Below are 26,074 nucleotides of genomic sequence, written 5' to 3'. Positions count from 1 at the left end.
GCCCGGTCACATTCCGAACCCGGAAGCTAAGCCTTACAGCGCCGATGGTACTGCAGGGGGGACCCTGTGGGAGAGTAGGACGCCGCCGAACAATCTTTGGAAGGACCCCTGGTCCCAGCGTTCAGCTGGGGACCAGGGGTCCTTTTGTTTTTCCAGGAAGCGCCGGGTACCCGGCTGCGTGAGAATGACTTGCGGTACCGAAGACAGGAGTCACCCATGTCCACCAACTCTCCCGATGAGCGACCGGAGCGCGACCAGCGGCGACGGGACAGTGGGGACCGCGGAGACCGTGGCGAGCGCGGCGGCTTCCGCGGCGACCGCGGAGACCGTGGTGGCTTCCGTCGCGACAACGACCGTCCCGGCGCCGGCCGGCGTGACGACAACCGCGGCGGTGGAAGCAGCGGTGGCGGTTACGGGCGTCGTGACGACAACCGCGGGGACCGTGGTGGCTTCCGTCGGGACGACCGGCGCGACGACAACCGTGGTGGTTACGGGCGTCGGGATGACCGCCGGGACGACCGCCGTGATGACCGTCGTGAGGGCGATCGGGGTTCTCGTCCGGCGTTCCAGCGTGACGACCGTGACCGTGGGCCGCGTCGTGACGACCGCGGTGACCGTCCCGCTTTCCGCCGCGACGACCGGGGCGAGCGGCCCCCCTTCCGCCGTGACGACCGTGGTGACCGTCCCTCCTTCCGCCGTGACGACCGCCCCGGTGACCGACGAGACGACCGCGGTGACCGCCCCGCTTTCCGCCGCGACGACCGCGGCGGTTTCCGGCAGCGCGACGACAACCGTGGCGGCGACCGCGGAGGCTTCGTCCGTCGTGACGACAACCGCGGGGACCGTGGTGGCTTCCGTCGGGACGACCGGCGCGACGACCGTCGTGATGACCACCGCGGTGGTCACGGTGATCGTGACCGTGGTGGTTACGGGCGTCGGGACGACCGCCGTGATGACCGTCGTGAGGGCGATCGGGGTTCTCGTCCGGCGTTCCAGCGTGACGACCGTGACCGTGGGCCGCGTCGTGACGACCGCGGTGACCGTCCCGCTTTCCGCCGCGACGACCGGGGCGAGCGGCCCCCCTTCCGCCGTGACGACCGTGGTGACCGTCCCTCCTTCCGCCGTGACGACCGCCCCGGTGACCGACGAGACGACCGCGGTGACCGCCCCGCTTTCCGCCGCGACGACCGCGACGACCGCGGCGGTTTCCGGCAGCGCGACGACAACCGTGGCGGCGACCGCGGAGGCGACCGCGGCGGGTTCCGCGGCCGTGACGACCGGGGTGGGCGGCCCGCCGGCGGCGGCTTCCAGGGGCGTGACGACCGCGGTGGTCGTTCCGGTGGCTTCCGGGGGCGTGACGACCGGGGCGGGCGCGACGACCGGCGTGGCGGCGAGCGCGGTGGGTTCCGCGGCCGTGACGACCGGGACCGCGACCGCGAGCCGATCAAGCGGCTGCCGATCCCCGAGGACGTCACCGGCGACGAGATCGACAAGGACGTACGGCAGGAGCTGCAGAGCCTGCCCAAGGGGCTCGCTGAGGACGTCGCCAAGAACCTGGTGATGGTCGCGCGGCTCATCGACGAGGAGCCCGAGCGTGCCTACGGGTACTCGAAGGTGGCTCTGCGGCTGGCGTCGCGCGTCGCCGCCGTACGGGAGGCGGCCGGATTCGCGGCGTACGCCACCCAGAAGTACAGCGAGGCGCTGGCCGAGTTCCGTGCCGCCCGGCGGATGACCGGGACCGTGGAACTGTGGCCCGTCATGGCCGACTGCGAGCGCGGGCTCGGACGGCCGGAGAAGGCGCTGGAGATGGCCGGCGCGCCCGAGGTGCACAAGCTCGACAAGGCCGGACAGGTCGAGATGCGGCTCGTCGCGGCCGGTGCCCGGCGTGACATGGACCAGCTGGACGCGGCCATCGTGACGCTCCAGAGCCCCGAGCTGGCCTCGAACTCGGTGCAGCCGTGGACCGCGCGACTGCGGTACGCGTACGCCGACGCGCTGCTCGCCGCCGGCCGCAGGAGCGAGGCGCGCGAGTGGTTCGCGAAGGCCGTCGAGGCCGACCGGGACAGCAGCACCGACGCCTCCGACCGGCTCGCCGAGCTGGACGGTGTGGAGTTCGTCGACGCGCTGGACGAGGACGAGGACGACGTCGTCGTCGTCGTCGAGGACGAGCGACCGGTCGAGGGCAAGGCCGACGACCAGGACTGACGTGGGTGAGGGAAAGGGGGCTCGGCTCCGGTACGCACCGGAGCCGAGCCCCCTTTCCCGTTTCCCGGTCAGAGATCCAGCGCGCGCAGGACCAGGCCCGAGGCCGGTTTCGGGCCGAACGACGTCGACTTGCGGGGCATCATGACGCCCTGCCGGGCGAGGTCGCGGACGACCTCCTCGCGGACCGGGTGCAGCAGCACGGCCGTACCGGCGTCGCGTTCCGCCTTCTCGACCGTCGCGGCGGTGTCGTGGATGTAGGCGATGCGCGCGGGGTCGTCCTCGGGGACGTGCCACACGTGGTCGAGGAGCGTGGCGTGCAGGACCGTCGCGTCGAGGGTGCGCCAGGCCTGCGGGCGGTCGGCGGGGACCGTACGGGCCAGGAGGGCCGGATCCGGCCGGTCCAGGAGATGGAAGGCGCCGTCGCCGGCCAGCAGGAAGGCGTTGCCCGCGGCGGTCGCCTCCGCGAGGGCGTCGAGGGCCCCGGACAGCGGCACGTCCAGACGCCGGACGCGGAACAGGCCCTCCACCGCGGCCAGGGCCCCGGCGACCGGCAGGCCGTGCAGGAGACGGTGGATGGCGCGGACGCGCAGGGGGTAGCGGGCCGTGTCCACCAGGAGGACCAGACCGTCGTCCCAGGGGCCGGGAGAGGCGTGCTCCGCGCGTAGACGCAGGTACGTCGCCCAGCGGTGGTGGCCGTCGGCGATCAGGGCCTGGTGGTGGGCGAGGCCGGCCTGGACGCGGGCCACCTCGGCGGGGTCAGTGATCGACCACAGACGGTGGCCGAAGCCGTCCTCCGTGGTCGTCGACAGGAGCGGGGGCCGCTCCGCGGTCCGTTCGACGACCCCGGCCGCCGTGCCGTCGCCGCGGTACGTCAGGAGCAGGGGCTCGAGGTTGGCCCGGGTGGCGCGCATCAGGGCCGCGCGGTCGGCGACGACGTGCGGCATCACGTCCTCGTGGGGGAGGACGACGCCGGCCGAGGGCTCGGAGACCCGCAGGGTGCCGATGAGGCCGCGCTGGAGCATGCCGTCGGCGTGCCGTTGCTCGTAGACGTACAGGGCGGGTACGGCGTCGGCCGTCAGGACGCCCTCGGCGAGCCAGCGGCGGAGGGTGTCCGCGGCCTGTTCGTTGCGGGCGCCGGGGGTGGTGGCCTGGGGGAGGATCAGCCGGACGATGTTGTGGGGGTCCGCGTCCTGAAGGTGGTGCAGGCCGTCGGGGCGGACCACGACGTCGTACGGCGGGGAGGTGACGGCGGCGAGACTGCCGACCCGGTCGGGGTCGTAGCGCAGGCCTCGGAACGGGGTGAGTTCCAGGCCTCGGGGCACCGTCGCTTCCGAGTGACCTGCTGAGTTCATCCCGGCATCGTACGTGTGTCGGTGGCATGCGGGATGATCGGGGAAAGCGATCGAACGAGGAGCGATGCGGAATGAGCCGGAGCGTCAGGACGAGGCCCGAGGGCAGTGGGCAGGCCCTGAGCGAGGCGTACGACACGGCGCTGCTCGACCTGGACGGGGTGGTGTACGCGGGCGGGAACGCGATCGTGCACGCCGTCGAGTCGCTGGCCACCGCGCGTGACGGCGGGATGCGGCTGGCATACGTCACCAACAACGCGCTGCGCACGCCTGACGCCGTGGCGGACCACCTCACCGAGCTGGGCATACCCGCCGGGGCGGACGACGTCATCACCTCGGCGCAGGCGGTCGCCCGGCTGATCGCCGACCAGGTGCCGGCGGGGGCGCGGGTCCTGGTGATCGGTGGGGAGGGCCTGCGGGTCGCGCTGCGCGAGCGCGGGCTCGAACCCGTCGAATCGGCGGAGGACGACCCCGCGGCCGTGGTGCAGGGGTTCGGCGGGCCCGACCTGCCGTGGGGGCGGTTCGCCGAGGCATCGTACGCCGTCGCGCGCGGTGTGCCGTGGTTCGCCTCCAACACCGACCTGACGATTCCCAGCGGACGGGGCATCGCGCCGGGGAACGGCGCGGCGGTGGAGGTCGTGCGGATCGCGACCGGAGCCGAGCCGCAGGTCGCGGGCAAGCCGCTGCCCCCCATGCACCGCGAGACGATCCTGCGCACCGGCGCCGAGCGGCCGTTGGTGGTCGGGGACCGGCTGGACACCGACATCGAGGGCGCGTTCAACGGCGAGGTCGACTCGCTGCTCGTGCTGACCGGCGTGACCGACGGCGCGCAGCTCCTCGCGGCACCGCCGCGGCACCGGCCGACGTACGTGGACGCCGATCTGCGCGGTCTGCTGACCGGGCAGCCGGAGGTCGCCGAGGAGGGGGCCGGCTTCCGGTGCGGGGGGTGGACCGCGTCGGCCGGGGCGGAGAAGCTCGAACTCGACGGTGAGGGCGCGGCCCTGGACGGGTTGCGGGCGCTGTGCGCGGCGGCCTGGACCGCCGCGGGCGACGGGGCGTGCGGGCTGGACGGGGGGAAGGCGCTCGCCCGGCTGGGCCTGTGAGGCCGGCGGCGCGCCCGCCGCGGTGGACCGGAGCGGTGGACCGTGCGGTGCCGGAGCGGTGAACCGCGCGGTGGGGCGGGCCTGTTGCGGCCGTGGCTTTCGGGCGGCGGCCGTGGCCGGTCGGCGGATAAAAGTGGCAGGGTAGGCTAACCTAACCGCGTGTTGGTCGACAGTGTTCCCGAACAGCGCGCGGAGAGCGCCCCCGCGCCCCCGACCCGCCGGGCCCTGCGGTCCCTCGGACTGCTCGTGTCCGTCGCCGTCCTGCTGCTGGTGGCGGTGGCGAGCGTCGCCATCGGCGCCAAGGAGCTCTCCCTCGACCAGGTGTGGCACGGCCTGTTCCAGGACACGGGGACGTACGGCGACGTCGTCGTGGGGGAGCGGGTGTCGCGGACCGTGCTCGGTCTGCTGGTCGGCGCCGCGCTGGGACTGTCCGGGACGGTGCTCCAGGCCCTGACCCGCAATCCGCTGGCCGACCCCGGACTGCTCGGCATCAACGCGGGCGCCTCGGCCGCCGTGGTCACCGCCATCACCTACTTCGGCGTGACCAGCGTCAGCGGTTACGTGTGGTTCGCCTTCCTCGGCGCGGCGACCGTCGGCGCGCTGGTCTGGTTCCTCGGCGGCAGCCGGGGCGCCACGCCCGTGCGGCTCGCGCTCGCCGGCACCGCGCTCAGCGCCGCGCTCTTCGGGTACGTCCAGGCCGTGATGATCATGGACAAGGTGGCGCTCGCCCGGATGCGCTTCTGGACGGTCGGCTCGCTGACCTCGGCGACGAACGACACGATCTGGCGTGTGCTGCCCTTCCTGGCGGTCGGCACGCTGCTCGCCTTCGCCCTCGCCCGGCCGCTGAACGCCATGGCCATGGGCGACGACACCGCCAGGGCCCTCGGCGCCCACCTCAACCGCACCCGGGCGCTGTCCATGCTCGCCGCCACCGTGCTGTGCGGGGCCGCGACCGCCGCCTGCGGGCCGATCGTGTTCGTCGGGCTGATGGTCCCGCACGTGGTGCGCTCCTTCACCGGGCCCGACCTGCGCTGGATCATGCCGTACGCGGCGGTCCTGTCACCCGTGCTGCTGCTCGGCTCCGACGTGATCGGCCGGGTCGTCGCCCGCCCCTCGGAGGTCCAGGTGGGCATCGTCACCGCGCTCATCGGCGGCCCGGTCTTCATCCATCTCGTACGACGGCGGAGGACGGCCCAGCTGTGAAGACCGCACCCCAGTCCGGACCCCCGTCCGAACCCCGGTCCGACTCCCAGTCCGGACCCCGGTCCGATCCGCGGCGGACCACGCGGGCCGGGCGAACCGCGAAGGCCGCGGAGGCCGGAGGCCGGGACGCCGGCGCGATCCGGGCCCTGCGCACCCCCGGCGGGCTGTCCCTCCGGGTGCACCCGCGCACCGTGATCGTCGTGCTCGCGCTGGCGCTGGCCGCCTTCGCCGCGAGCGTGGTGCTCATCGGCACCGGTGACTTCCCCATCTCCACCGGCGACGTGCTGAGGACCCTCGCCGGCAACGGCACCGAGGGCCAGGAGTTCATCGTCAACGAACTGCGGCTGCCGCGGGTCGTCGTGGGGCTGCTGGTGGGTGCCGCGCTGGGGCTGGGCGGCGCCGTCTTCCAGGCCGTCTCCCGCAACCCGCTGGGCAGTCCGGACGTCCTCGGGCTCGGACAGGGGGCGACGGCCGGCGCGCTCGTGGTGATCGTGCTGATGTCCGGCTCCGCCAACCAGGTCGCCGTCGGTGCCCTCGTCGGCGGGCTGGTCACCGGTGCCGCCATCTACCTGCTCGCCTGGAAGCGGGGGGTGCACGGCTACCGGCTGGTCCTCGTCGGCATCGGTGTGTCGGCGATCGCGGCCGCGGTCAACGGCTACCTGATCACCAAGGCCGACCTCGTCGACGCGGCCCGCGCGATCGTGTGGATGACCGGATCGCTCGACGGCCGGGACTGGAAGCAGGTCTGGCCGCTGCTCACGCTGTGCTGCGTGCTCGTCCCGCTCGTCCTCGCCAACGCGCGCGGGCTGCGGATGATGGAGATGGGCGACGACGTCTCCCACGCCCTCGGGGTGCGCGTGGAGCGGGTACGGCTGGTGCTCATGGTGTGCGCCGTCCTGCTCACCGCCTCCGCCACCGCCGCCGCGGGACCCGTGGCCTTCGTGGCGCTCACCGCGCCCCAGCTGGCCCGGCGCCTGACCCGCGCGCCCGGACCGAACCTCGTGCCCGCCCTGTTCATGGGCGCCGCCCTCCTGGTCACCGCCGACTGGGCCGCGCAGCGGCTGTTCGGGGACGGACAGCTGCCCGTGGGGGTGGTCACCGGCGTGCTCGGCGGCGTCTACCTGCTGTGGCTGCTGGTCACCGAGCGCCGGGCGGGCCGGATATGAGCAGCGCCACCACCCGTGCCGGCCGCGGGCCGAACGACCGAAGGAGCACCGTGAACCGCCTGTCCGCCGAGAACGTCACCCTCGCCTACGACCAGCGGGTCATCGCCGAGCAGCTGTCGGTGGAGATCCCCGACAACTCGTTCACCGTGATCGTCGGCCCCAACGCCTGCGGCAAGTCGACGCTCCTGCGCGCGCTGTCGCGAATGCTCAAGCCGAGCCAGGGCCGGGTGCTCCTCGACGGGCAGGTCATCCAGTCGATGCCCGCGAAGAAGGTCGCCAGGACCCTCGGGCTGCTGCCGCAGTCCTCGATCGCGCCCGACGGCATCACGGTCGCCGACCTGGTGGGCCGCGGCCGTTATCCGCACCAGGGCATCCTGCGCCAGTGGTCGGCCGAGGACGAGCGGGTCGTCCGGGAGTCCATGGCCCGGACCGGGGTCGGCGAGCTCGCCGAGCGGTACGTCGACGAGCTGTCCGGCGGTCAGCGCCAGCGGGTGTGGATCGCGATGGCCCTCGCCCAGCAGACCCCGCTGCTGCTCCTCGACGAGCCGACCACCTACCTGGACATCCAGCACCAGATCGACGTCCTCGACCTGTGCGCCGAGCTCCACGAGGAGCAGGGCCGCACCCTGGTCGCCGTCCTGCACGACCTCAACCACGCCGCCCGGTACGCCACCCACCTCGTCGCGCTGAAGGGCGGCACGGTCGTCGCGCAGGGCGCGCCCGGCGACGTCGTCACGGCGCCCCTGGTGGAGGAGGTCTTCGGGCTGCGCTGCCAGGTCATCGACGACCCGGAGACGGGGACGCCGCTGGTGGTGCCGGCCGCGCGCAAGGCACGCGCGCGCGTGCCGGTGACGGAAGCCTCCTGACGGTCACGGGGAGCGGCGGGGACGGCCACGGAAAGGCGTGCGGGCGGTCACGGGGAGCAGCGGGGGCGGTCACGGGGAGCCGTGCGGGCCGAAGGGCCACCGCCCGGGGCCACGGGAGTCTCCGGGATCACAGGAGCTTCCTGAGCCGGAGCAGGTCCCTCAGGCTCGCCTCCAGCCGCACCCGGCCCGCACCCCACGCCCTCGCGAAGTCCAGTTCCCCGTCGACCAGCGCGACCAGGTCGTCGCCGGTCATCCGCAGCCTGATCCCGGCCTTCTCCGGAGGCGGACCCTGAACGGTCTCCCGCACGACGATCAGGCCGTCCGCCATCCGGCCGAGGAACGTGACGTCCAGGTCGGTGATCCAGCAGCTCACCGAGCGGTCGAGGGCGGCGGCCGCGCGGGCGTCCCCCTCGGCGCGGCCCAGGCTCCGCGAGAACTTCTCGAGTGCGACGCGGCACTCCTCGATCGTGGCCATCGCGCTCGACGGTACCCCAGCGGTTCGCGGTAGCGTCGGGGCATGAGCGACACAGTTCCGGAGACGGCGGCCACGCCCCGGGAACCGGAGCCGGAGCCGGAGTACGACCCCGCCGCCCCGGCCCCGCTCCAGGTGCCCCGGGCCCCCACCGGCGACCCCGGGGTGGACGCCCACCTGGACCGGCTGGCCGACGCCGACCACCTCGCCACGGACGGACACCTCCCGGTGTACGAGGATGTACACCGGGGGCTGCGCGACGCGCTCACCGCGCTCGACGCCCGCCCGGGACCTCCGGTGCCCCCGCCGACACACGGCAGTAGGAGCTGAACCGAACGTGGCAGGAGTCGCACGTCGTCGTCTGGACGCGGAGCTGGTGCGCCGCAAGCTCGCACGCTCGCGCGAGCACGCCGGTCAGCTGATCGCCGCGGGGCGGGTCTCGGTCGGGAAGACCGTCGCCACCAAACCCGCCACACAGGTGGAGACGGCGGCCGCGATCGTCGTCTCCGTCGACGACAGCGACCCCGACTACGTGTCGCGGGGCGGGCACAAACTCGCCGGTGCCCTGGAGGTGTTCGTGCCGCAGGGCCTCCTCGTCGGGGGACGGCGGGCGCTGGACGCCGGCGCGTCCACCGGCGGCTTCACCGATGTGCTGCTGCGGGCGGGGGCCGCGCACGTCGTCGCGGTCGACGTCGGCTACGGCCAACTCGCCTGGTCTCTTCAGAGCGATGAACGCGTCACCGTCAAGGACCGTACGAACGTACGCGAGTTGACGCTCGAAGCGATCGATGGGGAGCCAGTGGATCTTGTCGTGGGGGACTTGTCCTTCATCCCGCTGGGGCTGGTGCTGCCGGCCCTGGCGCGGTGTGCCGCGCCGGACGCGGACCTGGTGATGATGGTCAAGCCACAGTTCGAGGTGGGCAAGGAACGGCTGGGCAGCGGGGGCGTCGTACGCAGCCCGCAGCTGCGGGCCGAGGCGGTGCGGGGCGTGGCCCGCAAGGCGTGGGAGCTGGGACTCGGTGTGAACGGCGTCACCGCCAGCCCGCTGCCCGGGCCCTCCGGCAACGTCGAGTACTTTCTGTGGCTCCGGGCCGGGGCGCCCGCCCTGGACCCGGCCGATGTCGACCGTGCAGTTGCGGAGGGGCCGCGTTGACCCAGAACCGAGCTCGTACTGTTTTCCTGCTGGCCCACACCGGGCGGCCCGCCGCGATCCGCAGCGCGGAACTGGTGGTGAAGGGGCTGCTGCGCGAGGGCATCGGGGTGCGCGTCCTGGAGTACGAGGCCGCCGACCTGCCCCTGCCGGACGAGGTGGAGCTGGTCTGCGAGGCCACCCCGCAGTGCCTGGAGGGCTGCGAGCTGCTCATCGTCCTCGGCGGGGACGGGACGCTGCTGCGCGGCGCCGAGTTCGCGCGGGCGTCCGGGGTGCCGATGCTCGGCGTCAACCTCGGCAGTGTCGGCTTCCTGGCGGAGGCCGAGCGGGACGACCTCGACAAGGTCGTCGACCGGGTGGTCACGAAGTCGTACGAGGTCGAGGAGCGGATGACCGTCGACGTCGTCGTGCACCGCAACGGGGACATCGTGCACACCGACTGGGCGCTGAACGAGGCGGCCGTGCAGAAGGCCGGCGCGGAGAAGCTGCTCGAGGTGGTGCTGGAGATCGACGGGCGGCCGGTCACCGGGTTCGGCTGCGACGGGATCGTGCTGTCGACGCCGACCGGTTCCACCGCCTACGCCTTCTCGGCCGGCGGGCCCGTGGTGTGGCCCGAGGTCGAGGCGTTGCTGATGGTGCCGATCAGCGCCCACGCCCTGTTCGCCAAGCCGCTGGTGACCTCGCCGAACTCGGTGCTCGCGGTGGAGCTGCTGCCCCACATTCCGCCGGGCGTCCTGTGGTGCGACGGGCGGCGGACCTTCGAGCTGCCGCCGGGGGCCCGGGTCGAGGTGCGGCGCGGAGCCGTGCCGGTGCGCCTGGCCCGCCTGCACCACGCGTCCTTCACGGACCGGCTGGTGGCCAAGTTCGCGCTGCCCGTCTCCGGGTGGCGCGGGGCACGGCACTAGGGTCTGTCCGCGCGGTCCCGTCGTCCGCCCGCAGGGCGGTCCGGCGGGCCGGGCGTCGCGGGGCCGGGGGCACCTCCTCGGGGGGAGAGGCTTCGCGGACCCGGCCCGGGAAACGCCCGGCACCCCGGTACGGCCGGGCGCCGGGCGGTCCCCGCGCCGGCGGGGAGCGCCGCTTCCGCGACTCGTCCGGGACGGACACGACCGGATGGCCCCCGCCCGGTACGGCCGGGCACCGGACCGTCCCCGCGCCGACGTGGACCTGTCAGGTCAACGACGATCGGCTGACAAAAACAACGCCCGACCGTCGTTGCGGGGGGCGGCGTCGCACGACGCCGGCAAAACCTCGTATGGTCGGGGACGTGTTGGAGGAGATGCGGATACGGTCGCTCGGAGTCATCGACGACGCGGTCGTGGAGCTGTCGCCAGGCTTCACCGCGGTCACGGGTGAGACGGGCGCGGGCAAGACCATGGTGGTCACCAGCCTCGGGCTGCTGCTGGGCGGGCGCGCCGACGCCGCGCTCGTGCGGCTCGGTGCCGACAGAGCGGTCGTGGAGGGGCGGATCACCGTGCCCGCGGACGCTCCGGTGGCCGTACGGGCCGAGGAGGCCGGGGCCGAGCTCGACGACGGGGCGTTGCTGATCAGCCGCAGTGTGTCCGCGGAGGGGCGGTCGCGGGCGCACGTCGGCGGCCGGAGCGTGCCCCTCGGGGTGCTCTCCGAACTCGCGGACGAGCTGGTGGCCGTGCACGGACAGACCGATCAGCAGGGACTGCTGAAGCTGTCCCGGCAGCGGCAGGCGCTCGACCGGTACGCCGGTGACGCCGTCGCCGTGCCGCTCGTCAAGTACACGGAGGCCTACCGCCGGCTGCGGGCCGTCTCCGGCGAGCTCGACGAGATCACCACCCGCGCGCGTGAACGGGCCCAGGAGGCCGACATGCTGCGCTACGGCCTCGACGAGATCGCCGGCGTCGAGCCGCGCGCGGGTGAGGACGCGGAACTGGCGGAGGAGGCGGAGCGGCTCGGCCACGCGGAGGCGCTGTCCGCGGCGGCCACGTCCGCCCACGGCGCCCTCGCGGGCGATCCCGAGGACCCCGAGGGCATCGACGCGACCACGCTCGTCGCGGGCGCCCAGCGGGCCCTGGAGGCCGTACGGTCGCACGATCCGGCGCTGGCCGCGCTCGCCGACCGCATCGGGGAGATCGGGATCCTGCTGGGCGACGTGGCGGGGGAGCTGGCCGGGTACGCGGACGACCTCGACGCCGATCCGCTGCGGCTGGCGGCCGTCGAGGAGCGGCGGGCCGCGCTGACCGCGCTGACCCGGAAGTACGGCGAGGACGTCGACGCGGTCCTCGACTGGGCCGAGCGCGGTGCCGCCCGGCTCGGCGAACTCGACGGCGACGACGAGCGGATCGACGAGCTGACGGCCGAACGCGACGCGCTGCGGGTCGAGCTGGGCGGGCTGGCCCAGGCCCTGACCGACGCGCGGACGGAGGCCGCCGAGCGGTTCGCCGCCGCCGTCACCGCCGAGCTGGCCTCGCTGGCGATGCCGCACGCGCGCGTGTCGTTCGACATCCGGCAGACCGAGGACCCCGAGGGCGTGGAGGTCGACGGCCGCCCCGTCGCCTGCGGGCCGTCCGGCGCCGACGAGGTGGAGCTGCTGCTCGCCCCGCATCCGGGGGCGCCGCCGCGTCCCATCGCCAAGGGCGCGTCCGGCGGTGAGCTGTCCCGCGTGATGCTGGCCGTCGAGGTCGTGTTCGCGGGGACGGACCCCGTGCCGACGTACCTCTTCGACGAGGTCGACGCGGGCGTGGGCGGCAAGGCGGCCGTGGAGATCGGGCGGCGCCTGGCGCGGCTCGCGAAGACCGCGCAGGTCGTCGTCGTCACCCACCTGCCGCAGGTGGCGGCCTTCGCCGACCGGCAGTTGCTGGTCGAGAAGACCCACGACGGGTCCGTGACCCGGTCCGGTGTGAAGGTGCTGGAGGGCGAGGAGCGGATCCGGGAGCTGTCCCGGATGCTCGCGGGCCAGGAGGACTCGGAGACGGCACGCGCGCACGCGGAGGAACTGCTGGAGACGGCACGCGCGGACGCGTAGCCGCTCGGGCGGAGGGCGGGACGGCGCACCACGGGCCGGTCCCGCCCTCCGGCTTCTCCAGGACCGGCTTCTCCAGGACCGGCTCACCCGGCGAACGGGACTTCGCCCTCATTCACTCGTGCGGGTGACATGTGGAGGCGTGTTGCCGGGGCTGCGGGTGCTCGACGGCACGGAACACCCGTACGCCCTGGCATCCTTGGGCGCAGGACGTGGGGGAGCACGAGCGGTCCACCCCGCGCCCGAGTGCCTTCTGTACGTTCCTTCGTGACCGACCGATGCCGAACCAGGAGCCCCGGCCACGTGAGCAGCCACTCACCGCACGGCCAGTCGCCGCTGCGCACCGTGCAGGTGCTGGGCGGGGGCAACGCCGGCAGCAGCGCCCATGTGCGCTCCCTGGCCGCGGGGCTCGTCGCGCGGGGCGTGCGGGTGACGGTGTGCGCCCCCGCCGACTCCGATCACCTGCACGACTTCACCGGCGCCGGAGCCGACCACGTGCCCGTGCCCCGCAGCAGCGATCCCGCGTCCGTGGCGGCGCTGCGGGCGGCCTGCGCGGACGCCGACCTCGTCCACGCGCACGGCCTGCACGCCTCCTTCCGGGCCGTGCTCGCGCTCAGCGGGCGGAGCACCCCGCTCGTGGTCACCTGGCACGGCAGGGCCCACGCCGAGGGAGCCCGCGCCCATCTGCTGCGCCTGCTGGAGCGGCGGGTCGCCAGGACGGCCGCCGTGGTGCTCGGCACCACCTCCGACCTCGTGGACCGGGCGCGCCGCACCGGCGCCCGGGACGCCCGGCTCGCCGCGGTGGGAATCTCCGGGCCCCGCCGCACCGAGGAGGACCCGGAACGGCCGCGGGCCAAGGTGCGGGCCGAACTCGGTGCGATCGGACGCCCGTTGCTGATGGCCGCCGGCTCCCTGGACCGGCCCCGCGGCTACGGCGTCCTGCTCGACGCCGCGCGCGCGTGGGGCCGGCTGGACCCCGTGCCGCTGGTCGTGGTCGCGGGGGAGGGGCCGCTGCGGGCGGAACTCCAGCACCGCATCGAGGACGAGGGACTGCCCGTCCGGCTCCTCGGGCGCCGGGACGACGTGGGCGAGCTGCTGGCCGCCGCCGACCTCGCCCTGCTGCCCGGCGCCGGGGAGTCGCGTTCGGTCCTGGCACAGCAGGCCCTCCACGCGCGCGTGCCGCTCGTCGCGGCGCTGACCGGCGGTGTGCGCGAACTCGTCGGCGACGCCGCCGAACTCGTCCCGCCCGGCGACGCGGAGGCCTTCGCCGACGCCGTCGTACGCCTGCTCGCCGCGCCCGAACGCCGCGAGCGGCTCCGGGAGTCGGGCACCCGACAGGCGGCCACCTGGCCGAGCGAGGACGACACCGTCGCCCAGATCCTCAGCGTCTACGACGAGTTGACGCAACCGCTGCCGATGATCTGACGCGCACCCCGGCGCCCCACGCCCCCCGCCCGCGCCCCTCGGTCCGGGGCCCCGCCCGGCGCCGGATCAGGGCACCAGCCGCCGGGCCCGCAGCGCCAGGCTCAACGCCAGCACCGTCTGCGGGTCGTCGAGGTCGGTGCCCAGCAACTCGCCGATGCGCGCGAGCCGGTTGTACAGCGTCTGCCGGTTGAGGTGCAGCTCGCGGGCGGTCTCCGCCTTGCGGCCCGCGTGCGCCAGATAGGTCTCCAGGGTGGGCAGCAGGGGCGGCCTGGAACGGTGGTCGTGGTCGCGGACCGGACCGATCGCGCGGTCCACGAAGGCCGCCAGGCCGGGATGGTCGCGCAACCGCCACAGCAACAGGTCGATGTCGAGGCGGCGGGCGTCGTACCAGGGCCGGTCCGGCAGGCCCTGCGCCGCCGTCGCCGTCTCCGCCGCGTGCCCGAGACCCGCCGAGGCCGCCGCCCAGCCCCCCGCGGCGCCGACGACCACGACCGGCGGCCGGGCGCCCGGCCGCTGGATCCCTGCCCGTTCCACCCCGGCGCGCAGCGCCGTCGCGACCCGGTCCGCCACCGTCGACCGCTCCGGCTCGGAGCGCAGGCCCAGCAGCAGCGGCACGCGGCCCTCCACCGGCCGCACGCCCAGCAGGACCGGCACCCCCACCGACGCCAGCTCCTCCGCCACCGCCCGCGCCAGCACCGCCCAGCCGCCGCCCGGGGACAGCGTGTCGCCCAGGCGCATCACGACCGGCAGCAGCGGACCGTCGCCGGGCTTGAAGCCGAGGACACGCGCCTGGGCCGGGGCGTCCTCCGCCGCGATGCGCCCCTCGGCGAGATCGGTCAGGAAGTCGCCCCGGCCGCGGGCGGCCAGCTCCTCCTCCTGCCGCGCCTGCATCAGCACCACGGCCAGGATGCCGGCGGCCCGCTCGGCGGCGATCCGGTGCACCGGAGCGAGCGGGGCGCGCACCGGCAGCAGCGCCAGCCGGGCCCGCACCGCGCCCGTCCCCGGCCCGCCGCCGGGGACGTCCACCAGCACCGAACCGGCCGGCGCGTCCTTGTGCGGGCCGCGCAGTCCCTCCCACACCTGGAGCGGATCCGCCCCCTCCGGCCCGGCCCCGGCGGCGTACAGCAGCTGTCCGTCGGTGGTCTCCAGGAAGACCGGGTTGCCGCTGAAGTCGGCGAGGATGCCGAGCACCTGGGGGATCCCCCCGCCGTCCAGCAACGCCCTGGTGCAGCGGCGGTGCACCTCCTCGGCCCGCTGGAGCAGGGCGTAGTGGCCGTTGACGATCTCGGTGTGGATCTCCTCGGTGACCGTGACGAACGGCACCTCGCGGTGCAGCTGCACCAGCGGCAGACCGGTCGTGCGGGCCGTCTCCACCAGCGCCGGGGGCAGCCGGGCGAAGCGCGGGCCCAGCTCGATCACCAGGGCCGCGATGCCCCGTTCGGCCAGGGTGCGCACGAACGCCCGCTGCTCAGCCGGACGGGTGCCGAGGCCGTAACCGGTGGTGAGCAGCAGCTCGCCGCCCTTGAGCAGGGAGGCGATGTTCGGGACCTCCCCGGCGTGCACCCAGCGCACCGTGCGGCCCAGCCGCTCCGCGCCCGCCAGGATCTCGGGCAGCCCGCTGCGCAGTCCGGGCAGCTCCAGCGCCCGCTGTACGGTGACGCCGGCGCCCCGGCCGTCGAATCGGTGGTCCGCGTGGCTGTCCATGCAGCGGACGCTACCCGCGGACCCCGCCCGGTCACATCTCCCGCCCGGCCGCGAGAACGCCCCGCGGCCGGGGAGGACCCGCCGGATCAGCCGCCGTACGCCCCCGAGGCGGTCAGGCGCAGGGCCGTGTCGATCAGGGGGACGTGGCTGAAGGCCTGGGGGAAGTTGCCCACCTGGCGCTGCAGGCGCGGGTCCCACTCCTCGGCGAGCAGTCCCAGGTCGTTGCGCAGCGACAGGAGCTTCTCGAACAGCTTGCGGGCCTCGTCCACGCGGCCGATCATCGCCAGGTCGTCCGCCATCCAGAACGAGCACGCCAGGAAGGCGCCCTCGTCGCCGGGCAGGCCGTCGACGCCCTCGCTCTCGCCCTCGGTCGGGTAGCGCAGGATGAAGCCGTCCTCCGTGGACAGCTCGCGCTGGATCGCCTCGATGGTGCCGATCACGCGCTTGTCGTCCGGGGGCAGGAAGCCCATCTGCGGGATCAGCAGCAGCGACGCGTCCAGCTCCTTCGAGCCGTAGGACTGCGTGAAGGTGTTGCGCTCCTTGTCGTAGCCCTTCTCGCACACGTCCCGGTGGATCTCGTCGCGCAGCTCGCGCCAGCGCTCCAGCGGGCCGTCCGCGTCACCGGACTCGATCAGCTTGATCGTGCGGTCCACGGCCACCCAGGCCATCACCTTGGAGTGCACGAAGTGGCGGCGCGGGCCGCGCACCTCCCAGATGCCCTCGTCCGGCTCCTGCCAGTGCTTCTCCAGGTAGCGGATCAGCTTCAGCTGGAGCAGCGAGGCGTAGTCGTTGCGGGCCAGCCCGGTCATGTGGCCCAGGTGCAGCGCCTCGGTGACCTCGCCGTACACGTCCAGCTGGAGCTGGTGCGCCGCGCCGTTGCCGACCCGGACCGGGGCGGAGCCCTCGTAGCCGGGCAGCCAGTCCAGCTCCGCCTCGCCCAGCTCGCGCTCGCCGGCGATGCCGTACATGATCTGCAGGTTCTCCGGGTCGCCCGCGACCGCGCGCAGCAGCCATTCGCGCCAGGCCCGGGCCTCCTCGCGGTAGCCGGTGCGCAGCAGCGAGGACAGGGTGATGGCCGCGTCGCGCAGCCAGGTGTAGCGGTAGTCCCAGTTGCGGACCCCGCCGATGTCCTCGGGCAGGGAGGTGGTGGGGGCCGCCACGATGCCGCCGGTGGGGGCGTACGTCAGCGCCTTCAGCGTGATCAGCGAACGGATCACCGCCTCGCGGTAGGGCCCGTGGTACGTACAGTGCTCGACCCACTCGCGCCAGAAGTCCTCCGTGGCCCGGAGCGACTGCTCCGGCTCCGGCAGCGCCGGCGGCTCCTTGTGCGAGGGCTCCCACGAGATGGTGAACGCGATCCGGTCACCGGGGGCGACCGTGAAGTCGGAGTACGTCGTCAGCGACTTGCCGTAGGTCTCGGCCTCCGTGTCGAACCACACCGAGTCGGGGCCGGCGACGGCGACCGTGCGGCCCTCGTGCTTGTGCACCCACGGCACGACGCGGCCGTAGGAGAAGCGCATGCGCAGGGTCGAGCGCATGGGGACGCGGCCCGAGACGCCCTCGACGATCCGGATGAGCTGCGGGGCGCCGTCGCGCGGGGGCATGAAGTCGATCACCCGGACCGTGCCGCGCGGGGTGTCCCACTCGGACTCCAGGATCAGCGAGTCACCGCGGTAGCCGCGCCGGGCCGCCCGCGGCGGTTCGGCGTCGGGGGCGTGCGCCGGGCCGAGCCGCCAGAAGCCGTGCTCCTCGGTGCCCAGCAGCCCGGCGAAGATCGCGTGGGAGTCGAAGCGGGGCAGGCAGAGCCAGTCCACCGTCCCGTCGCGGCAGACCAGCGCGGCGGTCTGCATGTCTCCGATGAGTGCGTAGTCTTCGATGCGCCCGGCCACGTGCAACTCCAGTCGAACGGCCACGTAGCCCCCATCAGACGGGGGCAGTCGCTTGGTGCGGTCAAGGGGAAAATTGTCCTGCGTCGTTGAGCGGTGAAGCAAAGCAGTCGCTCAGTCGTCTTGGCAAAGGCCAATCCTTGCTCAACGAACTGACGAGCTCTCATTGTTCCGGTGAGTACGGGCTGGGGTGTGCCGTCTTGCCGGCCGGGCTCGGCAGCGAGTGTCCGAGCAGGATACGACGCACGTAGATGATCTGTGTGCCGCTCCGGACAACGTGAGTGGGCCGAACGGGTGAGCAGTGGGTGAGGCCCCGGTGCGCCGGTGCCCCGGGGTGCCGGACCGTGCGCGGAGCGTGGCCGGAAGCCGTCCCCCCGAGGCGCTGATACCCTGGTAGCCCGTGGACCGGTGGGCACGAAACCCCCGAACCGCAGCGACGGCACCCCCGGAGATCTCCGGCACGAACCGCCGGCGAAAGCCTCCGGGAGCCGCACCGCACCCCCAGATCGCGACCACGGGAGCCCCCTCTTGGCCATGCCGCCCGCTGCTTTCCGAAACAGCTCCGCCACGACGACCAAGCACATCTTCGTCACCGGGGGTGTCGCCTCCTCCCTCGGCAAGGGGCTGACCGCCTCCAGCCTCGGCATGCTGCTCAAGGCGCGGGGCCTGCGCGTCGTGATGCAGAAGCTCGACCCCTATCTCAACGTCGACCCCGGCACGATGAACCCCTTCCAGCACGGTGAGGTGTTCGTCACCAACGACGGCGCCGAGACCGACCTGGACATCGGCCACTACGAGCGCTTCCTCGACCGCGACCTCGACGGCTCCGCCAACGTCACCACCGGTCAGGTCTACAACACGGTGATCGCCAAGGAGCGCCGCGGCGAGTACCTGGGCGACACCGTGCAGGTCATCCCGCACATCACCAACGAGATCAAGCACCGTATCCGCCGGATGGCGACGGACGAGGTGGACGTGGTGATCACGGAGGTCGGCGGCACGGTCGGCGACATCGAGTCGCTGCCGTTCCTGGAGACCGTCCGCCAGGTCCGCCACGAGGTCGGCCGGGACAACGTCTTCGTCGTCCACATCTCGCTCCTGCCCTACATCGGTCCCTCGGGCGAGCTGAAGACCAAGCCCACCCAGCACTCCGTGGCCGCCCTGCGCAACATCGGCATCCAGCCGGACGCGATCGTGCTGCGCTGCGACCGCGAGGTCCCCACCGCGATCAAGCGGAAGATCTCGCTGATGTGCGACGTCGACGAGGCCGCCGTGGTCGCCTGTCCCGACGCCAAGTCGATCTACGACATCCCCAAGACCGTGCACGGCGAGGGCCTGGACGCCTACGTCGTCCGCAAGCTGGACCTGCCGTTCCGGGACGTGGACTGGACGACCTGGGACGACCTGCTCGACCGCGTCCACCACCCCGACCACGAGATCACCCTCGCCCTGGTCGGCAAGTACATCGACCTGCCCGACGCCTACCTCTCGGTCACCGAGGCGCTGCGCGCCGGCGGCTTCGCCAACAAGGCCCGCGTCAAGATCAAGTGGGTCACCTCGGACGACTGCAAGACCCCGGCGGGCGCCCAGGCGCAGCTCGCCGACGTCGACGGCGTCTGCATCCCCGGCGGCTTCGGCGACCGCGGCGTGCTCGGCAAGGTCGGCGCGATCCGCTACGCCCGCGAGAACAGGATCCCGCTGCTCGGCCTGTGCCTGGGCCTGCAGTGCATCGTGATCGAGGCGGCCCGCAACCTCGCCGACATCGGCGACGCCAACTCCACCGAGTTCGACCCGGCCACGGGCCACCCGGTCATCTCCACGATGGCCGAGCAGCTCGACATCGTCGCCGGCGAGGGCGACATGGGCGGCACCATGCGACTGGGCATGTACCCGGCGAAGCTGGCCGAGGGCTCGATCGTGCGCGAGGTCTACGACGGCAAGGAGTACGTCGAGGAGCGGCACCGTCACCGCTACGAGGTCAACAACGCCTACCGCGCGGAGCTGGAGAAGAAGGCGGGCATCCTGTTCTCCGGCACCTCGCCGGACGGCAAGCTCGTCGAGTACGTGGAGTACCCGCGCGACGTCCACCCCTACCTGGTCGCCACGCAGGCCCACCCGGAGCTGCGCTCGCGGCCGACGCGTCCGCACCCGCTGTTCGCCGGGCTGGTGAAGGCCGCGGTCGAGCGGAAGACCTCGAAGTAACACACCAGTTGTACGGTGGCCGGGGTGCGTCCCTTCACAGGTGAGCACCCCGGCCGCTTTCTTCTGGTTTCCCGGTTCGGCACGGCCGGCTCTCCCGCGGCCGTATTCCTTTTGTACGTGTGGAAGGACAGGGCATGACGATCAAGGACACCGCGCAGGCGTGGGAGGTCCGCGCGACGGAGACCCCCTTCGTGGGAAAGAAGACCTCCGTCCGCACCGACGAGGTGGTCATGCCGGACGGCTCCGCCGTCCACCGTGACTACCAGGTCCACCCCGGCTCCGTGGCCGTCCTGGCCCTCGACGACGAGGACCGCGTCCTGCTGATCAAGCAGTACCGCCACCCCGTGCGGCAGAAGCTGTGGGAGATCCCGGCCGGCCTGCTCGACGTGCCCGGCGAGAACCCGCTGCGCGCCGCCCAGCGGGAGTTGTACGAGGAGGCCCACGTCAAGGCCGAGGACTGGCGGGTGCTGACCGACGTCTACACCACCCCCGGCGGCTGCGACGAGGCGGTGCGCGTCTTCCTGGCCCGCGGCCTGTCCGAGGCCGAGGGGGAGCGCTTCGCGGTCGAGGACGAGGAGGCCGACATGGAGCACGCGCGGGTGCCGGTCGACGAACTCGTGCGGGGAGTGCTCGCCGGCGAGCTGCACAACAACTGCCTCGTCGTGGGCGTCCTGTCGCTGGTCGCCGCGCGCGGCGGCGACGGGCTCGACGCGCTGCGCCCGGCGCAGGCCCCGTGGCCGGCCCGCCCCTTCGAGGCGTGATCCCGTCCCGGGTCCTCCGGTCGGCCCCTGCGGTGTGACGATCTGCTGATCCGATCGGGGGACGTCGCCGCCGCGCTCCTCACGGAACGTCGCAGAGCGTGAACTAGGCTCGGGAACCGCCCGGTCCGGAGTTCCGGCGGGCTCGCACGTGCGGTGGGACGGGAGTGTGGCCCGTGACGGATCAGGCAGTGGACACAGACGGCGCGCAGCTGTCCGGACACGCTGCGACGGAGGGCCATTTCCTGGGGCGCACCCGGGAGTTGAAGGAACTGCGCGCCGACATCGAACGCGCGGGGCTGGACACCCTCTCCGGGAAGAAGGCCCCTCGCGCGCGCGTGCTCCTCATCGCCGGACGGCCCGGCTCCGGCCGTACCGCGCTGGCCGAGGAGTTCGTCCGGCAGGTCGCGGGGCGCTACCGGGACGGTGTGCTGCGCGTCCGGCTCGGCGAACCCGACGGCACGCCCGTGCCCGTCGAACGGGCCGCCCGCGACCTGCTCACCGCGCTCGGCCGGCCGGTCCCGCCGGGCGCCGGCGAGGACGACCTCTCGGCCGTCCTGCGCGAGGCCCTCACCGGACGGCGCGCGCTGCTCCTGCTCGACGACGCGGCCGGCGCCGACCAGGTCGACGCGCTCCTTCCGGACACCCCCGAATGCCTGGTCGTGGCCGTCTCGGCGGGGCCGCTCACCGGGATCTCCGACGTACGGCCCTGCACCCTGGGCGGCCTCGACACCAAGTCCGCCCTCGAACTGCTCACCCGGCACACCGGCTCGGTCCGCGTCACCGTCGACCCGCGTGCCGCCGAGGGACTCGTCGAGGCCTGCCAGGGGCATCCCGCCGCGCTGATCCTGGCGGGCGGCTGGCTCGCCGCGCGGCCCAAGTCGGCGATCGCCGACCTCGCCAAGCAGCTGCACGCCGAGGGTGACGACGGGACCCCCCTGAGCCGGATCTTCCGGCTCGTGCACGCCACCCTGCCCCCGGTCGCCGCCCGGACGCTGCGGCTGCTCTGCCTCGCCCCGGCCGGTCTGGCCGATCCGCACACCGCCTCCGCGCTCGCCGGCTGCTCGGTCGACGCCGCCCGCGCCACCCTGGACGACTTCGTCGCCCTGGGCCTGCTGCGGGCCCTGCCGTCGCCGGTTTCCGTGTACGAGGTCCCCGGCTGCCTCCAGCCGCTGCTGCGGGAGGCGGCCGAGACCCACGAGCGTCCGGCCGAGCTCCAGCTGGCCCGCGCCCGCATGCTGGAGCGCACGGTACGGCTGCTCCAGTCCTGCCGGGCGATCACCGAGACGGACAACCCGCAGGCCCGGGAGAAGCTCCAGGGGACGCCCCGCGCCCTGCGGTTCGCCACCCCGCGCGCGGCCGCCGACTGGCTGCGCGCCCGCCGGCCCGCGCTGCTGGCCTGCGCCCGGCTCGCGGTCGCCGACGGCGAGCTGGACACCCTGGCCAGGCGCCTGATGTCCCAGCTGGTCAGGGCGATGGTCGCGCACTTCGGCACCCAGGGGGCCGCGCCCGACCTGTACGGCGTCCACCAGCTCGTCCTGGACGTGGCCGAGCGCCGCGGCCTGCCCCGGGAGAAGGCCGCCGCCCTGCTGAACCTGGCCGACGTGGACGCCCGCACCGGGCGCACGGCACAGGCCCTGGTGCGCTACCGGGCCGCGCTGGACGCCGGACGGGAGGCGAACGACCCGTACGCGACCGGCCGCGCGATGGAATCCGTGGGCGGCGCGCACCTGGAACTGGGGGACTACGACCGGGCCGCCGACTGGTTCGGCCGGGCCCTCGCCCAGCGGCTGGCCCGCGACGAGCGCGCGGACGCCGCCCGGCTGTACGGCCGCATCGCCACCGCCCACACCTATGCCGGACGGTACGGCGAGGCGCAGCGGGGCTGGCGGGCCGCGGCCGCCGGGCACCGCAAGGCCGGCGATGTGGCCGCGTCCGCACGGGCGTTGAGCGAGCTGGCCCGGGTCCAGGAGTACGCGGGCCGGCCGGAGGAATCGCTGCGCACCTGCCAGGAGGCGGCGGAGTGGGCCCGGCGGGCCGACGACGCCCGTCTGCAGGCCGCCCTCCAGCTCAGGCTGGCCGACACCCTGGAGCACCTCGGCGACCCCGAGGCCGCCCGCCTGCACCGCGGCGCGGCCGAGCGCATCCTGGGAGAGGAGCCCGGAGACGGTGATCCGGAGCCGGAACACGGCGATAACGCCTGCGAAATCCGCAGTACACCCGCTGAAGATTGATGCAATGGAAGGCTAGACAGCGGGAACACCTTCATTAAACTGGCTCTGCCGCACGTTCTCCTGCGGTGCATCCCGGTGCGTCCGCTACCTCCGGGTATGTGTTGCTGTTTCCCCACACCCTCTGAGCCAAGGACCGTGATCGACGTGAAGGTCGGCATCCCCCGCGAGGTCAAGAACAACGAGTTCCGGGTGGCCATCACCCCCGCCGGCGTGCACGAGCTGGTGCGCAACGGCCACCAGGTCGTCATCGAGCGCAACGCCGGTGTCGGATCCTCGATCACGGACGACGAGTACGTCGCCGCCGGCGCGCGGATCCTGGAGACCGCCGACGAGGTGTGGGCCGCGGCCGACCTGCTGCTCAAGGTCAAGGAGCCCGTCGCCGAGGAGTACCACCGCCTCCGCAAGGACCAGACCCTCTTCACCTACCTGCACCTGGCCGCCTCCAGGGAGTGCACCGACGCCCTCGTCGCGTCCGGCACCACCGCGATCGCCTACGAGACCGTCGAGCTGCCGAACCGCGCGCTGCCGCTGCTCGCCCCGATGTCCGAGGTCGCGGGCCGGCTGGCCCCGCAGGTCGGCGCCTACCACCTGATGCGGGCCAACGGCGGCCGCGGCGTCCTGCCCGGCGGCGTCCCCGGCGTCACCCCGGCCAAGGCCGTCGTCATCGGCGGCGGGGTCTCGGGCTGGAACGCCACCCAGATCGCCGTCGGCATGGGCTTCGACGTGACCCTGCTGGACCGCGACATCAACAAGCTGCGTGAGGCCGACAAGATCTTCGGCACCAGGGTCAAGGCCGTCATGTCCAACTCCTTCGAGCTGGAGAAGGCCGTCCTCGACGCCGACCTCGTCATCGGAGCCGTGCTCATCCCGGGCGCCAAGGCCCCGAAGCTGGTCACCAACGAGATGGTGTCCCGGATGAAGCCCGGCAGTGTCCTTGTCGACATCGCGATCGACCAGGGCGGCTGCTTCGAGGACTCCCGTCCCACCACCCACGCCGAGCCGACCTTCCCGGTGCACGGCTCGGTCTTCTACTGCGTGGCGAACATGCCGGGCGCGGTGCCCAACACCTCCACCAACGCCCTCACCAACGCCACGCTGCCGTACATCGTCTCGCTCGCCAACAACGGCTGGGCCGAGGCGCTGCGCCGCGACGCCGCGCTGGCCAAGGGTCTCAACACCCATGACGGCCAGGTCGTTTACCGCGAGGTCGCCGAGGCGCACGGCCTGGCGCACGTGGAGCTCGACACGCTCCTGGGCTGACACGCCCGGGCAAGTCGCCTTTCCGTGAAGGCGATACGTCAACAGGGCGCGTCAATCACGCATCAGCGGCCGGACCTTGCCCGACAAGGTCCGGCCGGATGTGTGTATGGTCACTTTGCGGCTCTCGGTCAACTCGCCTCGAACGTGACCCTTCGACCGATTCGCACACCGGTGAAACCTGCGGTGCGACGGCCGTACGCCCTTGACAGCGGGATGTTTCATTGTCGACACATCGAGTCGGGTCCGGCGGATTGTGTTGCTGCGAACACCCGACACGCCATAGAGTCGCCAACCGTCGGCATGGTGCCACGCTGACCTTGTCTAGAAGTTTCCTGGTCACCAAGGAGGTAAGACGACTTGTGAATGAGTCGACATTTTCTCCCGGAGGTGGGCAACCAGGAATGCCTACGCGGAGCCAGGGCTCCACGGGGCGCGAGGCTGTCGGCTCCGTCGCTGTCCGAACCTTCGCAGCCCATCAGAGCCCGTCGAGTCCCCGCACGGCTCTGTCAGCACCCCAGAGCATGGATGGCCATCACGTGAACGCCATGTCCGGCGACGGAAGTGGCGCGCCCCGCAACCACTTCGCCGATTACGACGAACTGCCCGAAGGGCACTTCTACGACCCCGACGCCGAGTACGAGCCCGACCCCGAGTACGCGGCCACCCTCGCGCCCGACGCCGCCCGCCAGCGTCGCGAGCGCATCGGCCCGACCGGTCGCCCGCTGCCGTACTTCCCGATCCCGGGACCGCTGACCCACCACGGTCCCGCGACGATCATCGCGATGTGCAACCAGAAGGGCGGCGTCGGCAAGACCACGTCGACCATCAACCTGGGTGCCGCGCTCGCGGAGTACGGCCGCCGGGTGCTGCTCGTGGACTTCGACCCGCAGGGCGCGCTGTCGGTCGGTCTGGGCGTCAACCCCATGGAGCTCGACCTCACGGTCTACAACCTGCTCATGGAGCGGGGCATGTCGGCCGACGAGGTGCTCCTGAAGACGGCGGTCCCCAACATGGACCTGCTGCCCAGCAACATCGACCTGTCCGCCGCCGAGGTCCAACTGGTCTCCGAGGTCGCGCGCGAGTCGACGCTGCAGCGGGCGCTGAAGCCGCTGATGGACGACTACGACTACATCGTGATCGACTGCCAGCCCTCGCTCGGCCTGCTCACCGTCAACGCGCTCACCGCCGCCCACAAGGTGATCGTGCCGCTGGAGTGCGAGTTCTTCGCGCTGCGCGGTGTCGCCCTGCTGACGGAGACCATCGAGAAGGTCCAGGAACGGCTCAACCCGGAGCTGGAGCTCGACGGGATCCTGGCGACCATGTACGACTCGCGCACGGTGCACAGCCGTGAGGTGCTGGCGCGGGTGGTCGAGGCCTTCGACGACCACGTCTACCACACGGTCATCGGGCGCACGGTCCGCTTCCCGGAGACCACGGTCGCCGGTGAGCCGATCACCACCTACGCCTCCAACTCCGTCGGCGCCGCCGCCTACCGCCAGCTCGCCAGGGAGGTGCTCGCCCGGTGTCACGCCGAGTGAGTCTGCCGGGGGCCGACGAACTCTTCCGCACGACAGGGGGAACGGCGCTCCAGCCGTCCGCACCCCGGCGCCCCGCGGGCGGCGAGGCCCGGGTGCCCGCTCCGGCGGGGGAGGGCGGCGGGGCGGCCGGTTCCGCCGAGGACGCGCCGAACGCCGTACCCGCACAGGGCGGGGACGGCGAGGGAACCGAACACGCGGCGGCCGGCGCCGAGCAGGGCGGCACCCGCGGCACCGGGGAGCGCTCCGGTCCGCGGCAGGGCGCGCAGGAAGGTTCTGCCGGCCAGGACGACGCCCCGTCGCGCAAGCGCGGACGGGCCTCCGCCCGCCGGCCCAGCGGCCGTGAACGGCACGACGAGAAGATCACCGTGTACGTGTCCGCCGAGGAACTGATGGACCTCGAGCACGCCCGTCTGGTGCTCCGCGGCGAACACGGGCTCGCGGTCGACCGCGGCCGCATCGTCCGCGAGGCGGTCGCCGTGGTCCTCGCCGACCTGGAGAGCCGCGGGGACGCCAGCATCCTCGTACGGCGGCTCCGCGGACGGTAGCGGTAGCCTGCGGAGG

General features: G+C 73.3%; 20 protein-coding genes, 1 rRNA gene and 1 pseudogene. 18 read left to right on the top strand and 4 right to left on the bottom strand.

From position 1 onward, the window contains the following. The 3 genes and pseudogenes from rrf to ACZ5FU_RS19285 all read left to right on the top strand — a co-directional run. Positions 1-91: ribosomal RNA gene (rrf, locus tag ACZ5FU_RS19295) — 5S ribosomal RNA — on the top strand; the annotation flags it as partial. A 125-nt stretch (positions 92-216) separates the two neighbouring features. Continuing rightward, a pseudogene (locus ACZ5FU_RS19290) lies at positions 217-1,155 on the top strand (tetratricopeptide repeat protein); the annotation flags it as partial. Positions 1,156-1,452: 297 nt separating this feature from the next. Further along, entirely contained in the window at positions 1,453-2,205 is a 753-nt protein-coding gene (locus ACZ5FU_RS19285) for a tetratricopeptide repeat protein (RefSeq protein ID WP_451529167.1), read from the top strand. Positions 2,206-2,273: 68 nt separating this feature from the next. Here ACZ5FU_RS19285 and ACZ5FU_RS19280 read toward each other — a convergent pair whose 3' ends face one another. Further along, entirely contained in the window at positions 2,274-3,557 is a 1,284-nt protein-coding gene (locus ACZ5FU_RS19280; protein ID WP_451529085.1) for a DUF1015 domain-containing protein, read from the bottom strand. Positions 3,558-3,628: 71 nt separating this feature from the next. Between ACZ5FU_RS19280 and ACZ5FU_RS19275 the strand changes: the two genes are divergently transcribed. The 4 genes from ACZ5FU_RS19275 (at position 3,629) to ACZ5FU_RS19260 (ending at position 7,892) form a co-directional block, all read left to right on the top strand. Continuing rightward, on the top strand, positions 3,629-4,657 hold the full coding sequence (locus tag ACZ5FU_RS19275) for an HAD hydrolase-like protein (protein ID WP_451529086.1): 1,029 nt from the start codon (positions 3,629-3,631) through the stop codon (positions 4,655-4,657). A 159-nt stretch (positions 4,658-4,816) separates the two neighbouring features. Then, positions 4,817-5,860: a FecCD family ABC transporter permease gene (locus ACZ5FU_RS19270; RefSeq protein ID WP_469045590.1), complete on the top strand. Its 1,044-nt coding sequence runs from the start codon at positions 4,817-4,819 to the stop codon at positions 5,858-5,860. A 137-nt stretch (positions 5,861-5,997) separates the two neighbouring features. Beyond that, the gene (locus ACZ5FU_RS19265) at positions 5,998-7,026 is read left to right on the top strand and encodes a FecCD family ABC transporter permease (RefSeq protein ID WP_469045600.1); all 1,029 of its coding nucleotides are present in this window, start codon (positions 5,998-6,000) and stop codon (positions 7,024-7,026) included. After that, positions 7,023-7,892: an ABC transporter ATP-binding protein gene (locus tag ACZ5FU_RS19260; RefSeq protein ID WP_451529088.1), complete on the top strand. Its 870-nt coding sequence runs from the start codon at positions 7,023-7,025 to the stop codon at positions 7,890-7,892. The genes ACZ5FU_RS19265 and ACZ5FU_RS19260 overlap by 4 nt, the downstream gene beginning before the upstream one ends. Positions 7,893-8,019: 127 nt before the next feature. Here ACZ5FU_RS19260 and ACZ5FU_RS19255 read toward each other — a convergent pair whose 3' ends face one another. Further along, positions 8,020-8,367, bottom strand: a complete 348-nt coding sequence (locus tag ACZ5FU_RS19255; protein ID WP_469045588.1) for a sterol-binding protein — start codon at positions 8,365-8,367, stop codon at positions 8,020-8,022. A gap of 42 nt (positions 8,368-8,409) precedes the next feature. On the opposite strand from ACZ5FU_RS19255, the gene ACZ5FU_RS19250 reads away from it, so the two are divergent. The 5 genes from ACZ5FU_RS19250 to ACZ5FU_RS19230 all read left to right on the top strand — a co-directional run bounded on the left by ACZ5FU_RS19250 (position 8,410) and on the right by ACZ5FU_RS19230 (position 13,931). Next, on the top strand, positions 8,410-8,694 hold the full coding sequence (locus ACZ5FU_RS19250; protein ID WP_469045586.1) for a hypothetical protein: 285 nt from the start codon (positions 8,410-8,412) through the stop codon (positions 8,692-8,694). Between the two features lie 7 nt (positions 8,695-8,701). Beyond that, positions 8,702-9,517 carry a TlyA family RNA methyltransferase gene (locus ACZ5FU_RS19245; protein ID WP_469045584.1) on the top strand — a complete coding sequence of 272 codons (816 nt, stop codon included), beginning with the start codon at positions 8,702-8,704 and terminating at the stop codon, positions 9,515-9,517. After that, the gene (locus ACZ5FU_RS19240) at positions 9,514-10,419 is read left to right on the top strand and encodes an NAD kinase (protein WP_366059249.1); all 906 of its coding nucleotides are present in this window, start codon (positions 9,514-9,516) and stop codon (positions 10,417-10,419) included. Before ACZ5FU_RS19245 ends, ACZ5FU_RS19240 begins: the two co-directional genes overlap by 4 nt. A 347-nt stretch (positions 10,420-10,766) precedes the next feature. After that, complete coding sequence (gene recN / locus ACZ5FU_RS19235; protein ID WP_468839502.1) at positions 10,767-12,509, top strand: DNA repair protein RecN; 1,743 nt, start codon at positions 10,767-10,769, stop codon at positions 12,507-12,509. A 300-nt stretch (positions 12,510-12,809) separates the two neighbouring features. Beyond that, positions 12,810-13,931: a glycosyltransferase family 4 protein gene (locus tag ACZ5FU_RS19230; RefSeq protein WP_469045582.1), complete on the top strand. Its 1,122-nt coding sequence runs from the start codon at positions 12,810-12,812 to the stop codon at positions 13,929-13,931. A gap of 66 nt (positions 13,932-13,997) precedes the next feature. Here the strand turns inward: ACZ5FU_RS19230 and ACZ5FU_RS19225 are convergent, their stop codons facing one another. Beyond that, on the bottom strand, positions 13,998-15,635 hold the full coding sequence (locus tag ACZ5FU_RS19225) for a PucR family transcriptional regulator (protein ID WP_451529094.1): 1,638 nt from the start codon (positions 15,633-15,635) through the stop codon (positions 13,998-14,000). A gap of 86 nt (positions 15,636-15,721) precedes the next feature. Further along, on the bottom strand, positions 15,722-17,524 hold the full coding sequence (locus ACZ5FU_RS19220) for a glycoside hydrolase family 15 protein (RefSeq protein WP_451529169.1): 1,803 nt from the start codon (positions 17,522-17,524) through the stop codon (positions 15,722-15,724). Positions 17,525-18,055: 531 nt separating this feature from the next. Here ACZ5FU_RS19220 and ACZ5FU_RS19215 point away from each other — a divergent pair. The 6 genes from ACZ5FU_RS19215 (at position 18,056) to ACZ5FU_RS19190 (ending at position 26,058) form a co-directional block, all read left to right on the top strand. Beyond that, a complete protein-coding gene (locus tag ACZ5FU_RS19215; protein WP_451529095.1) occupies positions 18,056-19,723 on the top strand; it encodes a CTP synthase in 1,668 nt (555 codons plus the stop codon). Between the two features lie 134 nt (positions 19,724-19,857). Next, complete coding sequence (locus ACZ5FU_RS19210) at positions 19,858-20,484, top strand: NUDIX domain-containing protein (protein WP_451529096.1); 627 nt, start codon at positions 19,858-19,860, stop codon at positions 20,482-20,484. A 173-nt stretch (positions 20,485-20,657) separates the two neighbouring features. Beyond that, positions 20,658-22,715, top strand: a complete 2,058-nt coding sequence (locus ACZ5FU_RS19205) for a tetratricopeptide repeat protein (protein ID WP_451529097.1) — start codon at positions 20,658-20,660, stop codon at positions 22,713-22,715. Positions 22,716-22,859: 144 nt separating this feature from the next. After that, the gene (ald, locus tag ACZ5FU_RS19200) at positions 22,860-23,975 is read left to right on the top strand and encodes an alanine dehydrogenase (protein ID WP_469045599.1); all 1,116 of its coding nucleotides are present in this window, start codon (positions 22,860-22,862) and stop codon (positions 23,973-23,975) included. 401 nt (positions 23,976-24,376) lie between these two features. Further along, positions 24,377-25,513 carry a ParA family protein gene (locus ACZ5FU_RS19195; protein WP_451529098.1) on the top strand — a complete coding sequence of 379 codons (1,137 nt, stop codon included), beginning with the start codon at positions 24,377-24,379 and terminating at the stop codon, positions 25,511-25,513. Beyond that, positions 25,498-26,058: a hypothetical protein gene (locus ACZ5FU_RS19190; RefSeq protein ID WP_451529099.1), complete on the top strand. Its 561-nt coding sequence runs from the start codon at positions 25,498-25,500 to the stop codon at positions 26,056-26,058. Before ACZ5FU_RS19195 ends, ACZ5FU_RS19190 begins: the two co-directional genes overlap by 16 nt. Positions 26,059-26,074: the final 16 nt, after the last annotated feature.

Source organism: Streptomyces sp. NPDC031554 (assembly GCF_055580685.1).
The sequence above is the reverse complement of the archived record's forward strand: the minus strand, read 5'-3'. Positions and strand labels throughout refer to the sequence as shown.

What these genes read in the sequence shown, in the direction of transcription:
- ACZ5FU_RS19215 (WP_451529095.1), top strand. Translation starts at nt 18,056, where the DNA reads ATGCCGCCCGCTGCTTTCCGAAACAGCTCCGCCACGACGACCAAGCAC.
- ACZ5FU_RS19255 (WP_469045588.1), bottom strand. Translation starts at nt 8,367, where the DNA reads ATGGCCACGATCGAGGAGTGCCGCGTCGCACTCGAGAAGTTCTCGCGG.
- ACZ5FU_RS19195 (WP_451529098.1), top strand. Translation starts at nt 24,377, where the DNA reads ATGCCTACGCGGAGCCAGGGCTCCACGGGGCGCGAGGCTGTCGGCTCC.
- ACZ5FU_RS19275 (WP_451529086.1), top strand. Translation starts at nt 3,629, where the DNA reads ATGAGCCGGAGCGTCAGGACGAGGCCCGAGGGCAGTGGGCAGGCCCTG.
- recN (WP_468839502.1), top strand. Translation starts at nt 10,767, where the DNA reads ATGGTCGGGGACGTGTTGGAGGAGATGCGGATACGGTCGCTCGGAGTC.
- ACZ5FU_RS19210 (WP_451529096.1), top strand. Translation starts at nt 19,858, where the DNA reads ATGACGATCAAGGACACCGCGCAGGCGTGGGAGGTCCGCGCGACGGAG.
- ACZ5FU_RS19250 (WP_469045586.1), top strand. Translation starts at nt 8,410, where the DNA reads ATGAGCGACACAGTTCCGGAGACGGCGGCCACGCCCCGGGAACCGGAG.
- ACZ5FU_RS19280 (WP_451529085.1), bottom strand. Translation starts at nt 3,557, where the DNA reads ATGAACTCAGCAGGTCACTCGGAAGCGACGGTGCCCCGAGGCCTGGAA.
- ACZ5FU_RS19260 (WP_451529088.1), top strand. Translation starts at nt 7,023, where the DNA reads ATGAGCAGCGCCACCACCCGTGCCGGCCGCGGGCCGAACGACCGAAGG.
- ACZ5FU_RS19225 (WP_451529094.1), bottom strand. Translation starts at nt 15,635, where the DNA reads ATGGACAGCCACGCGGACCACCGATTCGACGGCCGGGGCGCCGGCGTC.